This is a genomic window from Shigella sp. FC1661, assembly GCF_001712525.1.
GTDB lineage: Bacteria > Pseudomonadota > Gammaproteobacteria > Enterobacterales > Enterobacteriaceae > Escherichia > Escherichia coli.
The window spans coordinates 1-15714 of the sequence record NZ_MDGW01000597.1; the positions used below are offsets into that span (position 1 = coordinate 1).

Here is a 15714-nt window from a genome sequence, read left to right on the forward strand (position 1 = left end):
ACTGGCCGATAAACCGGGTCGGCGAACTGCTCCCCTGGCGCGTAGCACTGCCGACTGAATAACACATCCCCGTCAATACGGTTCTTGCTGCACGCTTACGGTTGTGCATTTAAGCGGGCCGTTAATCCTGGAGCAAGGGTTATGGTTTCTTGCCGACCGGTCTTTGGCTTTACTTTTCTGGGGGTTAAAGAGTTTGCCAGAAGGGTGGATCAACATTGCTGAACGTTGGCAATGGCTATCATTTTCCCCATGGTTCTTACTGGTGGTATGGCGATTAAACGTCTGGCGAACGTTGCCAGCAATGTGTGTGGCTGTAGGCTTGCTGATGTGCTGGCCGCTGTGGCAAAAACCTCGACCTGACGAGTGGCAGGTGTACATGCTTGATGTCGGGCAAGGGCTGGCAATGGTGATAGCCAGAAACGGCAAAGCGATTCTCTATGACACAGGACTGGCCTGGCCCGAAGGGGATAGTGGGCAACAACTGATTATCCCCTGGCTCCACTGGCATAATCTTGAACCGGAAGGCGTTATTCTGAGTCATGAACATCTGGATCACCGGGGAGGGCTGGACTCAATATTGCACACATGGCCGATGTTATGGATCAGAAGTCCGTTAAACTGGGAACATCATCAGCCCTGTGTGCGTGGCGAAGCGTGGCAATGGCAAGGATTGCGTTTCAGCGTGCACTGGCCTTTACAAGCTAGCAACGATAAAGGAAATAACCATTCCTGTGTGGTTAAGGTTTATGACGGGACGAATAGCATTCTTCTAACCGGTGATATTGAAGTCCCCGCTGAACAAAAGATGCTAAGCCGTTACTGGCAGCAAGTGCAGACAACATTGCTTCAGGTACCTCACCATGGCAGTAATACCTCATCATCGTTGCCATTAATTCAGCGAGTGAATGGAAAAGTGGCACTCGCATCGGCATCGCGCTATAACGCATGGCGATTGCCCTCTAATAAAGTTAAGCATCGCTATCAACAGCAAGGATATCAATGGCTTGATACTCCACATCAGGGTCAAGTGACGGTCAATTTTTCAGCGCAAGGCTGGCGGATTAGCAGCCTCAGAGAGCAAATTTTACCTCGTTGGTATCATCAGTGGTTTGGCGTGCCAGTGGATAACGGGTAGAATATGCGGCTATTTCAACAAATGCTGGTTTTTTGAATGCATAACGACAAAGATCTCTCTACGTGGCAGACGTTCCGCCGACTGTGGCCAACCATTGCGCCTTTTAAAGCGGGTCTGATCGTGGCGGGCGTAGCGTTAATCCTCAACGCAGCCAGCGATACCTTCATGTTATCGCTCCTTAAGCCACTTCTTGATGATGGCTTTGGTAAAACAGATCGCTCCGTGCTGGTGTGGATGCCGCTGGTGGTGATCGGGCTGATGATTTTACGTGGTATCACCAGCTATGTCTCCAGCTACTGTATCTCCTGGGTATCAGGAAAGGTGGTAATGACCATGCGTCGCCGCCTGTTTGGTCACATGATGGGAATGCCGGTTTCATTTTTTGACAAACAGTCAACGGGGACGCTGTTGTCACGTATCACCTACGATTCCGAACAGGTTGCTTCTTCTTCTTCCGGCGCACTGATAACGGTTGTGCGTGAAGGTGCGTCAATCATCGGCCTGTTCATCATGATGTTCTATTACAGTTGGCAACTGTCGATCATTTTGATTGTGCTGGCACCGATTGTTTCGATTGCGATTCGCGTAGTATCGAAGCGTTTTCGCAACATCAGTAAAAACATGCAGAACACCATGGGGCAGGTGACCACCAGCGCCGAACAAATGCTGAAGGGCCACAAAGAAGTATTGATTTTCGGTGGTCAGGAAGTGGAAACGAAACGCTTTGATAAAGTCAGCAACCGAATGCGTCTTCAGGGGATGAAAATGGTTTCAGCCTCTTCCATCTCTGATCCGATCATTCAGCTGATCGCCTCTTTGGCGCTGGCGTTTGTTCTGTATGCGGCGAGCTTCCCAAGTGTCATGGATAGCCTGACTGCCGGTACGATTACCGTTGTTTTCTCTTCAATGATTGCACTGATGCGTCCGCTGAAATCACTGACCAACGTTAACGCCCAGTTCCAGCGCGGTATGGCGGCTTGTCAGACGCTGTTTACCATTCTGGACAGTGAGCAGGAGAAAGACGAAGGTAAGCGCGTGATCGAGCGTGCGACTGGCGACGTGGAATTCCGCAATGTCACCTTTACTTATCCGGGACGTGACGTACCTGCATTGCGTAACATCAACCTGAAAATTCCGGCAGGGAAGACGGTTGCTCTGGTTGGACGCTCTGGTTCAGGTAAATCAACCATCGCCAGCCTGATCACTCGTTTTTACGATATTGATGAAGGCGAAATCCTGATGGATGGTCACGATCTGCGCGAGTATACCCTGGCGTCGTTACGTAACCAGGTTGCTCTGGTGTCGCAGAATGTCCATCTGTTTAACGATACGGTTGCTAACAACATTGCTTACGCACGGACTGAACAGTACAGCCGTGAGCAAATTGAAGAAGCGGCGCGTATGGCCTACGCCATGGACTTCATCAATAAGATGGATAACGGTCTCGATACAGTGATTGGTGAAAACGGCGTGCTGCTCTCTGGCGGTCAGCGTCAGCGTATTGCTATCGCTCGAGCCTTGCTGCGTGATAGCCCGATTCTGATTCTGGATGAAGCTACCTCGGCTCTGGATACCGAATCCGAACGTGCGATTCAGGCGGCACTGGATGAGTTGCAGAAAAACCGTACCTCTCTGGTGATTGCCCACCGCTTGTCTACCATTGAAAAGGCAGACGAAATCGTGGTCGTCGAGGATGGCGTCATTGTGGAACGCGGTACGCATAACGATTTGCTTGAGCACCGCGGCGTTTACGCGCAACTTCACAAAATGCAGTTTGGCCAATGATCGAAAAAATCTGGTCTGGTGAATCCCCTTTGTGGCGGCTATTGCTGCCACTCTCCTGGTTGTATGGCCTGGTGAGTGGCGCGATCCGTCTTTGCTATAAACTAAAACTGAAGCGCGCCTGGCGTGCCCCCGTACCGGTTGTCGTGGTTGGTAATCTCACCGCAGGCGGCAACGGAAAAACCCCGGTCGTTGTCTGGCTGGTGGAACAGTTGCAACAGCGCGGTATTCGCGTGGGGGTCGTATCGCGGGGATATGGTAGTAAGGCTGAATCTTATCCGCTGTTATTGTCGGCAGATACCACAACAGCACAGGCGGGTGATGAACCTGTGTTGATTTATCAACGCACTGATGCGCCTGTTGCGGTTTCTCCCGTTCGTTCTGATGCGGTAAAAGCCATTCTGGCGCAACACCCTGATGTGCAGATCATCGTAACCGACGACGGTTTACAGCATTACCGTCTGGCGCGTGATGTGGAAATTGTCGTTATTGATGGTGTGCGTCGCTTTGGCAATGGCTGGTGGTTGCCGGCGGGGCCAATGCGTGAGCGAGCGGGGCGCTTAAAGTCGGTTGATGCGGTAATCGTCAACGGCGGTGTCCCTCGCAGCGGTGAAATCCCCATGCATCTGCTGCCGGGTCAGGCGGTGAATTTACGTACCGGTACGCGTTGTGACGTTGCTCAGCTTGAACATGTAGTGGCGATGGCGGGGATTGGGCATCCGCCGCGCTTTTTTGCCACGCTGAAGATGTGTGGCGTACAACCGGAAAAATGTGTACCGCTGGCCGATCATCAGTCTTTGAACCATGCGGATGTCAGTGCGTTGGTAAGCGCCGGGCAAACGCTGGTAATGACTGAAAAAGATGCGGTGAAATGCCGGGCCTTTGCAGAAGAAAATTGGTGGTATTTGCCTGTAGACGCACAGCTTTCAGGTGATGAACCAGCGAAACTGCTTACGCAACTAACCTCGCTGGCTTCTGGCAACTAGTTACGCCGCGGCAGCGTTCGATTGATGGAGTCATGAATGTCGCTGCCGCACCTCTCCCTTGCTGATGCGCGTAATCTTCACCTTGCCGCACAAGGCCTGTTAAACAAACCCCGCCGTCGAGCGTCGTTGGAGGATATTCCGGCAACGATCTCCAGCATGTCCTTGCTGCAAATCGATACCATCAATATTGTTGCCCGTAGTCCATATCTGGTGCTTTTCAGTCGTCTGGGAAATTATCCTGCCCAGTGGCTGGATGAGTCTCTGGCGCGTGGCGAATTAATGGAATACTGGGCGCATGAAGCCTGCTTTATGCCGCGTAGCGACTTTCGTCTTATTCGCCACCGCATGCTGGCACCTGAAAAAATGGGCTGGAAATACAAAGACGCCTGGATGCAGGAACATGAGGCGGAAATTGCACAGTTAATTCAGCATATTCATGATAAGGGGCCGGTACGTTCAGCCGATTTTGAGCATCCTCGTAAAGGTGCAAGCGGCTGGTGGGAATGGAAGCCGCATAAACGGCATCTGGAAGGTTTATTTACTGCCGGAAAGGTGATGGTGATTGAACGGCGCAACTTCCAGCGCGTTTATGATTTAACCCACCGTGTCATGCCTGACTGGGATGATGAGCGCGATCTCGTTTCGCAAACAGAAGCAGAAATCATCATGCTGGATAACAGTGCGCGTAGCCTGGGAATATTCCGCGAACAGTGGCTGGCAGATTACTATCGGCTGAAACGTCCGGCACTGGCGGCGTGGCGCGAAGCGAGGGCTGAACAGCAGCAAATCATTGCTGTGCATGTTGAAAAATTGGGCAATCTTTGGCTGCATGCTGATTTGCTGCCGCTACTCGAGCGTGCGCTGGCCGGAAAGCTCACTGCAACGCACAGCGCGGTACTTTCGCCTTTTGATCCTGTTGTCTGGGATCGCAAACGCGCAGAGCAGCTTTTTGATTTTAGCTACCGGCTGGAGTGCTATACCCCAGCGCCGAAACGCCAGTATGGCTATTTTGTTCTGCCATTATTACATCGTGGGCAATTAGTTGGGCGAATGGATGCCAAAATGCATCGCCAGACAGGCATCCTTGAAGTTATCTCTCTGTGGTTACAGGAAGGCATTAAACCAACGACAATGCTGCAAAAAGGGTTACGTCAGGCGATTACTGATTTCGCGAGCTGGCAGCAGGCAACGCGGGTGACATTAGGACGCTGCCCGCAAGGTCTCTTTACTGATTGCCGCACTGGCTGGGAAATAGACCCCGTCGCATAAATGATTATGATAAGATTTATGCATTCATAACCCGATCCATCTGGAGGAACTATGGATCATCGTTTGCTTGAAATCATTGCCTGCCCGGTTTGCAACGGAAAACTTTGGTATAACCAGGAAAAACAAGAGCTTATTTGCAAACTGGATAACCTGGCTTTCCCGCTCCGCGATGGCATTCCAGTGTTGCTGGAAACGGAAGCCCGCGTGCTGACTGCTGATGAGAGTAAATCATGAGTTTTGTGGTCATTATTCCCGCGCGCTACGCGTCCACGCGTCTGCCCGGTAAACCATTGGTTGATATTAACGGCAAACCCATGATTGTTCATGTTCTTGAACGCGCGCGTGAATCAGGTGCCGAGCGCATCATCGTGGCAACCGATCATGAGGATGTTGCCCGCGCCGTTGAAGCCGCTGGCGGTGAAGTATGTATGACGCGCGCCGATCATCAGTCAGGAACAGAACGTCTGGCGGAAGTTGTCGAAAAATGCGCATTCAGCGACGACACGGTGATCGTTAATGTGCAGGGTGATGAACCGATGATCCCTGCGACAATCATTCGTCAGGTTGCTGATAACCTCGCTCAGCGTCAGGTGGGTATGGCGACTCTGGCGGTGCCAATCCACAATGCGGAAGAAGCGTTTAACCCGAATGCGGTGAAAGTGGTTCTCGACGCTGAAGGGTATGCACTGTACTTCTCACGCGCCACCATTCCTTGGGATCGTGATCGTTTTGCAGAAGGCCTTGAAACCGTTGGCGATAACTTCCTGCGTCATCTTGGCATTTATGGCTACCGTGCAGGCTTTATCCGTCGTTACGTCAACTGGCAGGCAAGTCCGTTAGAACACATCGAAATGTTAGAGCAGCTTCGTGTTCTGTGGTACGGCGAAAAAATCCATGTTGCTGTTGCTCAGGAAGTTCCTGGCACAGGTGTGGATACCCCTGAAGATCTTGAGCGCGTTCGCGCTGAAATGCGCTAATTTCACTTCACGACACTTCAGCCAATTTTGGGAGGAGTGTCGTACCGTTACGATTTTCCTCAATTTTTCTTTTCAACAATTGATCTCATTCAGGTGACATCTTTTATATTGGCGCTCATTATGAAAGCAGTAGCTTTTATGAGGGTAATCTGAATGGAACAGCTGCGTGCCGAATTAAGCCATTTACTGGGCGAAAAACTCAGTCGTATTGAGTGCGTCAATGAAAAAGCGGATACGGCGTTGTGGGCTTTGTATGACAGCCAGGGAAACCCAATGCCGTTAATGGCAAGAAGCTTTAGTACGCCCGGAAAAGCCCGACAACTGGCATGGAAAACCACCATGCTGGCAAGAAGTGGGACTGTCCGTATGCCGACTATTTATGGTGTGATGACGCATGAAGAACACCCCGGCCCTGATGTCCTGCTACTGGAGCGGATGCGTGGTGTTTCGGTGGAGGCACCAGCCCGAACACCAGAACGCTGGGAACAGCTCAAAGACCAAATCGTTGAAGCCTTACTGGCCTGGCACCGTCAGGACAGTCGCGGTTGCGTCGGCGCGGTCGACAATACTCAGGAAAATTTCTGGCCCTCATGGTACCGGCAACATGTTGAAGTGCTATGGACCACGCTCAATCAGTTCAATAACACCGGTCTGACGATGCAGGATAAGCGGATCCTGTTTCGCACTCGCGAATGTCTCCCGGCATTATTTGAAGGCTTTAACGACAATTGTGTGTTGATTCACGGTAACTTCTGTTTACGCAGCATGCTGAAAGATTCGCGCAGCGATCAGTTACTGGCGATGGTCGGGCCGGGACTAATGCTTTGGGCACCGCGAGAATACGAACTGTTCCGACTAATGGATAATTCTCTGGCGGAAGATTTGCTCTGGAGTTACCTGCAACGCGCGCCAGTGGCGGAGTCGTTCATCTGGCGGCGTTGGTTGTATGTGTTATGGGATGAAGTTGCGCAACTGGTTAATACCGGACGATTTAGTCGGCGCAACTTCGATCTGGCATCAAAATCACTCTTGCCGTGGCTCGCCTGACGGACCTTTCAGCCACTGCCAGATGCGGCCAAGCGTTTCATAGCCAACACGATCGCTATGCATCAGCCAGACCGGAGAAGGGATTGCCCGTTCCCACGGATTAAGCGGCGAGTCGATGGCCAACTGATTCGCCGGGGCTGGTAGCGGATTTAACCCTTCCTGCTGAAAAAAGATCATCGCCCGCGGCAGATGTGATGCGGAGGTCACCAGCAGGAAAGGGGCGTCACCAATCGCCTGTTTCACTGCCGCAGCTTCTTCTTCGGTATCTTTTGGCAAATCCAGGGTGATAATTTGCTCGCGCGGCACGCCCAGCGATTGCGCAACTCTGGCACCTACTTCCGCTGTACTCACCGTATTGGTTTTTGCTACGCCTCCCGTGAAGATCAGTTTTGATCCCGGATTTTCGCGCCATAAGCGAATACCTTCATTCAGGCGTGGCAGACTGTTATTGATTAAATTAGAGCTCGGTGCCCACTGCGGGTTCCAGGTATAACCACCTCCGAGCACCACGATATAGTCCACTTTTTGCGAATTATTCCATGTCGGATAGGTGCTTTCGATGGGACGCAGCAGGCGGTCGGCTACCGGTTGCAAACTCAATAACAAGAGTGCCAGCCACCCAATGCTAATAAAAATCTTCGCGGTTTTTTGAAAACGGCTAAACCACAGCAGCGCCAGGCCAGCGCCAATAATTAACAACATCAGCGGAAGTGGCAGCAACATATTGCCAATCACTTTTTTCAGTGTAAAAAGCATCCTTTCTGGTTCCTTTTTTAACCATATAGCAAGGGATCGCCAGCGATATTACACCAGACGGGTTCATTCTCGCCGTGGCTGTGACAAAATAGCGTCTTTATCAGAAAACGTCTTAGCCAACCGGTGGAGAAAGCAATGCAGGATCGCAATTTTGATGATATTGCGGAAAAGTTTTCCCGTAACATTTACGGCACCACCAAAGGGCAGCTTCGACAGGCTATTCTGTGGCAGGATCTCGATCGCGTGCTGGCGGAAATGGGCCCGCAAAAACTGCGTGTGCTGGATGCTGGCGGTGGAGAAGGGCAGACCGCAATCAAAATGGCCGAGCGTGGGCATCAGGTCATTTTATGCGATCTTTCTGCGCAGATGATCGACCGCGCAAAACAGGCGGCAGAAGCAAAAGGTGTGAGCGACAACATGCAATTTATACATTGCGCCGCTCAGGATGTTGCTTCGCATTTGGAAACGCCCGTTGATCTGATATTGTTCCATGCGGTGCTCGAGTGGGTGGCCGATCCCCGCAGTGTATTGCAGACCCTGTGGTCAGTGTTGCGTCCAGGCGGCGTGTTGTCGTTAATGTTCTACAATGCGCATGGTTTGTTGATGCATAACATGGTCGCCGGGAATTTTGATTACGTGCAGGCGGGAATGCCGAAAAAGAAAAAACGGACGCTTTCGCCAGATTATCCACGCGACCCGGCGCAGGTTTATCTGTGGCTGGAAGAAGCTGGTTGGCAAATTATGGGTAAGACAGGCGTTCGCGTGTTTCATGATTATCTGCGCGAGAAGCACCAGCAGCGCGACTGCTATGAAGCATTACTTGAATTAGAAACGCGTTATTGCCGTCAGGAACCGTATATTACCCTGGGGCGTTATATTCATGTCACCGCGCGCAAACCGCAGAGCAAGGATAAAGTATGAGTGAATTTTCCCAGACAGTCCCCGAACTGGTTGCCTGGGCCAGAAAAAATGACTTCTCCATCTCGCTGCCGGTAGACCGACTCTCTTTTCTGCTGGCGGTTGCCACGCTGAACGGCGAGCGTCTGGATGGTGAGATGAGTGAAGGCGAGCTGGTGGATGCATTCCGCCATGTGAGTGATGCGTTTGAGCAAACCAGCGAAACCATCGGCGTGCGCGCCAATAACGCGATCAACGACATGGTGCGTCAACGTCTGCTGAACCGCTTTACCAGCGAGCAGGCGGAAGGGAACGCAATTTACCGTCTGACGCCGCTCGGCATCGGCATTACTGACTACTACATCCGTCAGCGCGAGTTTTCTACGCTGCGTCTTTCTATGCAGTTGTCGATTGTGGCGGGTGAGCTCAAACGCGCAGCAGATGCCGCCGAAGAGGGCGGTGATGAATTTCACTGGCACCGTAATGTCTATGCGCCACTGAAATATTCGGTAGCAGAAATTTTCGACAGTATCGACCTGACGCAACGTCTGATGGACGAACAGCAGCAGCAGGTGAAGGACGATATCGCCCAGTTGCTGAACAAAGACTGGCGGGCGGCGATTTCCAGCTGTGAATTGTTGCTTTCGGAAACTTCCGGAACGCTGCGTGAATTGCAGGATACGCTGGAAGCGGCAGGCGACAAATTGCAGGCTAATCTGTTGCGCATTCAGGATGCGACGATGCCCCATGACGATCTGCATTTCGTCGATCGTCTGGTGTTCGATCTGCAGAGCAAACTCGATCGTATTATCAGTTGGGGCCAGCAATCCATCGACTTGTGGATTGGCTACGACCGCCACGTACACAAATTTATTCGTACCGCGATCGATATGGATAAAAACCGCGTCTTTGCTCAGCGGTTACGTCAGTCGGTACAAACCTATTTTGATGAGCCGTGGGCGCTAACTTATGCCAATGCCGATCGTCTGCTGGATATGCGTGACGAAGAGATGGCACTGCGCGATGAAGAAGTGACTGGGGAACTTCCTGAGGATCTGGAATACGAAGAGTTTAACGAGATCCGCGAACAGCTGGCGGCGATCATCGAAGAACAACTTGCCGTGTACAAAACCAGACAAGTGCCGCTGGATCTTGGTCTGGTGGTACGCGAATATCTGTCACAGTATCCGCGTGCACGTCACTTTGACGTTGCGCGTATTGTTATTGATCAGGCGGTACGTCTTGGCGTAGCGCAAGCAGATTTCACCGGACTGCCAGCGAAATGGCAGCCGATTAATGATTACGGAGCCAAGGTACAGGCGCATGTCATCGACAAATATTGAACAAGTGATGCCGGTTAAGCTGGCGCAGGCGCTGGCGAATCCGTTATTTCCGGCGCTGGACAGCGCCTTACGTTCAGGCCGCCATATTGGCCTCGACGAACTGGATAATCATGCATTCCTGATGGATTTTCAGGAATATCTGGAAGAGTTTTACGCGCGTTATAACGTTGAGCTTATTCGCGCACCGGAAGGGTTCTTCTATTTACGCCCACGTTCCACCACTCTTATCCCGCGTTCCGTCTTGTCGGAACTGGATATGATGGTCGGGAAAATCCTCTGTTATCTCTATCTCAGCCCGGAACGGCTGGCGAATGAGGGGATTTTCACCCAGCAGGAACTGTACGACGAACTGCTCACCCTGGCCGATGAAGCAAAACTGCTGAAACTGGTGAACAACCGTTCAACCGGTTCAGACGTTGACCGTCAGAAGTTGCAGGAGAAGTACGTTCTTCGCTCAACCGTCTGCGTCGTTTAGGCATGGTGTGGTTTATGGGCCACGACAGCAGCAAGTTTCGCATTACCGAATCGGTGTTCCGCTTCGGAGCCGATGTGCGTGCTGGCGACGATCCCCGTGAAGCACAGCGTCGCCTGATTCGTGATGGCGAAGCAATGCCGATTGAAAATCATCTGCAACTCAACGATGAAACCGAAGAGAATCAGCCAGATAGCGGAGAGGAAGAATAATGATTGAACGCGGTAAATTTCGCTCACTGACGCTGATTAACTGGAACGGCTTTTTTGCCCGAACTTTTGACCTTGACGAGCTGGTCACGACGCTTTCTGGCGGTAACGGGGCGGGTAAATCCACCACCATGGCGGCGTTCGTTACGGCGCTGATCCCCGACCTGACCCTGCTGCATTTCCGTAACACTACGGAAGCCGGGGCCACCAGCGGTTCGCGCGATAAAGGTCTGCACGGTAAGCTGAAAGCGGGTGTCTGTTATTCGATGCTCGACACCATTAACTCGCGCCACCAGCGCGTGGTGGTCGGTGTGCGTCTGCAACAGGTTGCCGGACGCGATCGTAAAGTGGATATCAAACCATTTGCCATTCAGGGACTGCCGATGTCGGTGCAGCCGACACAGCTGGTGACCGAAACCCTGAACGAACGCCAGGCGCGCGTGCTGCCGCTTAACGAGCTGAAAGACAAGCTCGAGGCGATGGAAGGCGTGCAGTTTAAACAGTTCAACTCCATTACCGATTACCACTCGCTGATGTTCGATCTGGGCATCATCGCGCGTCGTCTGCGCTCCGCATCTGACCGTAGCAAATTCTATCGTCTGATCGAAGCTTCGCTGTATGGCGGGATCTCCAGTGCCATTACCCGTTCTCTGCGCGACTACCTGTTGCCGGAAAACAGCGGCGTGCGTAAAGCGTTCCAGGACATGGAAGCGGCGCTGCGTGAAAACCGCATGACGCTGGAAGCGATTCGTGTCACCCAGTCGGACCGTGACCTGTTTAAGCATCTGATCAGCGAAGCTACCAACTACGTGGCGGCGGACTACATGCGTCACGCCAACGAGCGCCGTGTCCATCTCGACAAAGCCCTGGAGTTTCGTCGCGAGTTACATACTTCGCGTCAGCAACTGGCGGCTGAGCAGTACAAACACGTCGATATGGCGCGTGAGCTGGCAGAGCACAACGGTGCCGAAGGCGATCTGGAAGCGGATTATCAGGCGGCCAGCGATCACCTGAACTTGGTGCAAACCGCACTGCGTCAGCAGGAGAAGATCGAACGCTACGAAGCGGATCTCGATGAGCTGCAGATCCGTCTGGAAGAGCAAAACGAAGTGGTGGCAGAAGCCATCGAACGCCAGGAAGAGAACGAGGCTCGCGCGGAAGCTGCCGAACTGGAAGTGGACGAGCTGAAAAGCCAGCTTGCTGACTACCAGCAGGCGCTGGACGTCCAGCAAACGCGCGCGATCCAGTATAACCAGGCGATTGCTGCGCTTAATCGTGCCAAAGAACTGTGCCATCTGCCGGACTTAACCGCCGACAGCGCCGCCGAATGGCTGGAAACCTTCCAGGCGAAAGAGCTGGAAGCGACTGAAAAAATGCTCTCTCTTGAGCAGAAAATGAGCATGGCGCAAACCGCGCACAGCCAGTTTGAGCAGGCTTATCAGCTGGTGGTGGCAATCAACGGCCCACTGGCGCGTAACGAGGCGTGGGATGTCGCTCGCGAACTATTGCGCGAAGGGGTCGATCAGCGTCACCTGGCAGAGCAGGTTCAGCCGCTGCGGATGCGATTAAGCGAACTGGAACAGCGTCTACGCGAGCAGCAAGAAGCTGAGCGTCTGCTGGCAGATTTCTGCAAACGTCAGGGCAAGAATTTTGATATCGACGAACTGGAAGCCCTGCATCAGGAACTGGAAGCACGCATTGCCTCTCTTTCCGATAGCGTGTCTAACGCCCGTGAAGAGCGCATGGCACTGCGCCAGGAGCAGGAACAGCTGCAGTCTCGCATTCAGAGTTTGATGCAGCGTGCGCCGGTTTGGCTGGCAGCGCAAAACAGTCTCAACCAGTTGAGCGAACAGTGCGGCGAAGAGTTTACCTCCAGCCAGGACGTCACCGAATATCTGCAACAGTTGCTGGAGCGTGAGCGAGAGGCGATTGTTGAACGCGATGAAGTGGGCGCGCGCAAAAACGCCGTCGATGAAGAGATCGAACGTTTAAGCCAGCCTGGCGGCTCTGAAGATCAGCGTCTGAACGCGCTGGCGGAGCGTTTTGGTGGTGTGCTGCTGTCAGAAATTTATGACGACGTTAGCCTGGAAGATGCGCCGTACTTCTCAGCGCTGTATGGCCCGTCACGCCACGCCATCGTGGTGCCAGATCTGTCACAGGTAACTGAACACCTGGATGGCTTGACCGATTGCCCGGAAGATCTCTATCTGATCGAAGGAGATCCGCAGTCATTCGATGACAGCGTGTTCAGCGTTGATGAGCTGGAAAAAGCGGTAGTGGTGAAAATCGCCGATCGTCAGTGGCGTTATTCACGTTTCCCGGAAGTGCCGCTGTTTGGTCGTGCTGCGCGTGAAAGCCGTATTGAAAGCCTCCATGCCGAGCGTGAAGTGCTTTCCGAACGCTTCGCCACGCTCTCCTTTGATGTACAGAAAACTCAGCGTCTGCATCAGGCGTTCAGCCGCTTTATCGGCAGTCATCTGGCGGTTGTGTTTGAGTCTGACCCGGAAGCAGAAATCCGTCAACTGAACAGCCGTCGCGTCGAACTGGAGCGGGCGTTAAGTAATCATGAAAATGATAACCAGCAGCAGCGTATTCAGTTTGAGCAGGCGAAAGAGGGCGTTACGGCGCTGAACCGCATTCTGCCGCGTCTCAACCTGTTGGCTGATGATAGCCTGGCGGATCGCGTCGATGAAATCCGCGAACGTCTGGATGAAGCCCAGGAAGCCGCGCGTTTTGTTCAGCAGTTTGGCAATCAACTGGCGAAACTGGAACCGATCGTTTCGGTATTGCAGAGCGACCCGGAACAGTTCGAACAGTTAAAAGAAGATTACGCGTACTCTCAACAGATGCAGCGCGATGCCCGTCAGCAGGCGTTTGCCCTGACGGAAGTGGTGCAGCGTCGTGCGCACTTTAGCTACTCTGACTCGGCAGAAATGCTTAGCGGTAACAGCGATCTCAACGAAAAACTGCGTGAACGTCTGGAACAGGCGGAAGCGGAGCGTACCCGCGCTCGCGAAGCGTTGCGCGGTCACGCAGCGCAGTTGAGTCAGTACAACCAGGTGCTGGCTTCGCTGAAAAGTTCTTACGACACCAAAAAAGATCTACTCAACGATCTGCAACGTGAATTGCAGGATATCGGCGTGCGTGCTGATAGCGGGGCAGAAGAGCGGGCGCGTATTCGCCGTGACGAGCTGCATGCGCAACTGAGCAATAACCGTTCACGCCGCAATCAACTGGAAAAAGCGCTTACCTTCTGCGAAGCGGAGATGGACAACCTGACCCGCAAACTGCGCAAGCTGGAGCGGGATTACTTTGAGATGCGCGAGCAGGTAGTGACCGCCAAAGCGGGCTGGTGTGCGGTGATGCGCATGGTGAAAGATAACGGCGTTGAGCGCCGCTTACACCGTCGTGAGCTGGCTTATCTCTCCGCTGATGATTTGCGCTCTATGTCGGATAAGGCATTGGGTGCGCTGCGTCTGGCGGTGGCGGATAACGAACATCTGCGCGACGTGCTGCGCATGTCGGAAGATCCGAAACGTCCGGAGCGTAAAATTCAGTTCTTCGTGGCGGCTTATCAGCATCTGCGTGAACGTATTCGTCAGGATATTATTCGTACCGATGATCCGGTGGAAGCTATCGAACAGATGGAGATCGAACTTAGCCGTCTGACCGAAGAATTAACCTCCCGTGAACAGAAACTGGTGATCAGTTCCCGCAGCGTGGCGAACATCATTCGCAAAACCATTCAGCGCGAGCAGAACCGTATCCGTATGCTCAACCAGGGGTTGCAGAACGTATCGTTTGGTCAGGTGAACAGCGTGCGCCTCAACGTGAACGTGCGTGAAACGCACGCCATGCTGCTGGATGTGCTCTCTGAACAGCACGAGCAGCATCAGGATCTGTTTAACAGCAACCGTCTGACCTTCTCGGAAGCGTTGGCGAAATTGTATCAGCGTCTTAATCCGCAGATTGATATGGGGCAGCGCACGCCGCAGACCATTGGCGAAGAACTGCTGGATTACCGCAACTATCTGGAAATGGAAGTTGAGGTTAACCGTGGTTCCGATGGTTGGTTGCGCGCAGAGTCTGGTGCATTGTCGACCGGTGAGGCGATTGGTACCGGTATGTCGATTCTGGTGATGGTGGTACAAAGCTGGGAAGATGAATCTCGCCGCCTGCGCGGTAAAGATATCTCTCCTTGCCGTCTGCTGTTCCTCGATGAAGCAGCGCGACTGGATGCTCGTTCTATCGCCACGCTGTTTGAATTGTGTGAGCGTTTACAAATGCAGCTCATCATCGCAGCGCCGGAAAATATCAGCCCGGAGAAAGGCACCACCTATAAACTGGTGCGTAAAGTCTTCCAGAATACCGAACATGTTCATGTCGTCGGCCTGCGAGGATTTGCGCCGCAACTCCCTGAAACGCTTCCAGGAACTGACGAAGCGCCTTCTCAGGCGAGTTAAAATTAAGGCGGCAGCAATGCCGCCTTTTCTTTTTCCGAAAACTCCGTTTCTGCACTAAAAAAATGGCACATAACGGCGTAATGCCAGTCAGTTAAGCAACTGACTGGCTCTTTTTCGGGGCTGTGGGGTATTTCCAGGGCCTCTCCTTTACCACTCTCGGAAGGCCCTTCCCCTTCTCGTCGGTAATTTCACAAGTTGTCCCATACTTGCAAGATCGCGCATCAGCTCCGGTATACGTCCCGGTGAAGCGCCCTGCAATGTCATCAGCATTCTCATCACCATTCGGTAATGACTCCAACTTACTGATAGTGTTTTATGTTCAGATAATGCCCGATGACCTTGTCATGCAGCTCCACCGATTTTGAGAACGACAGTGAC

At 52.8% G+C, this 15714-nt stretch carries 11 protein-coding genes and 3 pseudogenes; 11 read left to right on the forward strand and 3 right to left on the reverse strand.

Annotated elements, in window-relative coordinates:
• Positions 1 to 100 precede the first annotated feature (100 nt).
• From BFF42_RS25190 to BFF42_RS25220, 7 genes and pseudogenes are all read left to right on the forward strand, one after another.
• Positions 101 to 1135 (forward strand): annotated as a pseudogene (locus tag BFF42_RS25190) (DNA internalization-related competence protein ComEC/Rec2); the annotation flags it as partial.
• 36 nt (positions 1136 to 1171) lie between these two features.
• The gene (msbA, locus tag BFF42_RS25195) at positions 1172 to 2920 is read left to right on the forward strand and encodes a lipid A ABC transporter ATP-binding protein/permease MsbA (RefSeq protein ID WP_000551270.1); all 1749 of its coding nucleotides are present in this window, start codon (positions 1172 to 1174) and stop codon (positions 2918 to 2920) included.
• Entirely contained in the window at positions 2917 to 3903 is a 987-nt protein-coding gene (gene lpxK, locus BFF42_RS25200) for a tetraacyldisaccharide 4'-kinase (RefSeq protein ID WP_000570560.1), read from the forward strand. Before msbA ends, lpxK begins: the two co-directional genes overlap by 4 nt.
• 36 nt (positions 3904 to 3939) lie before the next feature.
• A complete protein-coding gene (ycaQ, locus tag BFF42_RS25205) occupies positions 3940 to 5172 on the forward strand; it encodes a crosslink repair DNA glycosylase YcaQ (RefSeq protein ID WP_000056557.1) in 1233 nt (410 codons plus the stop codon).
• 51 nt (positions 5173 to 5223) lie between these two features.
• Complete coding sequence (gene ycaR, locus BFF42_RS25210) at positions 5224 to 5406, forward strand: protein YcaR (RefSeq protein WP_000350058.1); 183 nt, start codon at positions 5224 to 5226, stop codon at positions 5404 to 5406.
• The gene (gene kdsB, locus BFF42_RS25215) at positions 5403 to 6149 is read left to right on the forward strand and encodes a 3-deoxy-manno-octulosonate cytidylyltransferase (RefSeq protein ID WP_000011601.1); all 747 of its coding nucleotides are present in this window, start codon (positions 5403 to 5405) and stop codon (positions 6147 to 6149) included. Before ycaR ends, kdsB begins: the two co-directional genes overlap by 4 nt.
• Before the next feature lie 153 nt (positions 6150 to 6302).
• On the forward strand, positions 6303 to 7196 hold the full coding sequence (locus BFF42_RS25220) for a YcbJ family phosphotransferase (RefSeq protein ID WP_000436922.1): 894 nt from the start codon (positions 6303 to 6305) through the stop codon (positions 7194 to 7196).
• Here BFF42_RS25220 and elyC read toward each other — a convergent pair.
• Positions 7173 to 7952 (reverse strand): envelope biogenesis factor ElyC, encoded by a 780-nt coding sequence (gene elyC, locus BFF42_RS25225; protein WP_000899574.1) that lies wholly within the window; start codon positions 7950 to 7952, stop codon positions 7173 to 7175. The genes BFF42_RS25220 and elyC overlap by 24 nt on opposite strands.
• A gap of 135 nt (positions 7953 to 8087) precedes the next feature.
• Here elyC and cmoM point away from each other — a divergent pair, with 135 nt between their 5' ends.
• From cmoM to mukB, 4 genes and pseudogenes are all read left to right on the forward strand, one after another.
• Positions 8088 to 8873: a tRNA uridine 5-oxyacetic acid(34) methyltransferase CmoM gene (gene cmoM / locus BFF42_RS25230; protein ID WP_001298300.1), complete on the forward strand. Its 786-nt coding sequence runs from the start codon at positions 8088 to 8090 to the stop codon at positions 8871 to 8873.
• Positions 8870 to 10192, forward strand: coding sequence for a chromosome partition protein MukF (gene mukF / locus BFF42_RS25235; RefSeq protein ID WP_001288841.1), 1323 nt, complete (start codon positions 8870 to 8872; stop codon positions 10190 to 10192). The genes cmoM and mukF overlap by 4 nt, the downstream gene beginning before the upstream one ends.
• A pseudogene (gene mukE, locus BFF42_RS25240) lies at positions 10173 to 10876 on the forward strand (chromosome partition protein MukE). Before mukF ends, mukE begins: the two are co-directional and overlap by 20 nt.
• Positions 10876 to 15336 carry a chromosome partition protein MukB gene (gene mukB / locus BFF42_RS25245; RefSeq protein ID WP_039059439.1) on the forward strand — a complete coding sequence of 1487 codons (4461 nt, stop codon included), beginning with the start codon at positions 10876 to 10878 and terminating at the stop codon, positions 15334 to 15336. The pseudogene mukE and the gene mukB overlap by 1 nt, the downstream one beginning before the upstream one ends.
• A gap of 91 nt (positions 15337 to 15427) precedes the next feature.
• Here the strand turns inward: mukB and BFF42_RS25250 are convergent.
• Together BFF42_RS25250 and BFF42_RS25255 are read right to left on the reverse strand one after the other, a co-directional pair.
• Positions 15428 to 15618 (reverse strand): annotated as a pseudogene (locus BFF42_RS25250) (IS4 family transposase); the annotation flags it as partial.
• A 17-nt stretch (positions 15619 to 15635) separates the two neighbouring features.
• Positions 15636 to 15714 (reverse strand): IS1 family transposase (locus BFF42_RS25255; RefSeq protein ID WP_001401901.1); only part of this gene is annotated, 79 nt, incomplete at its 5' end.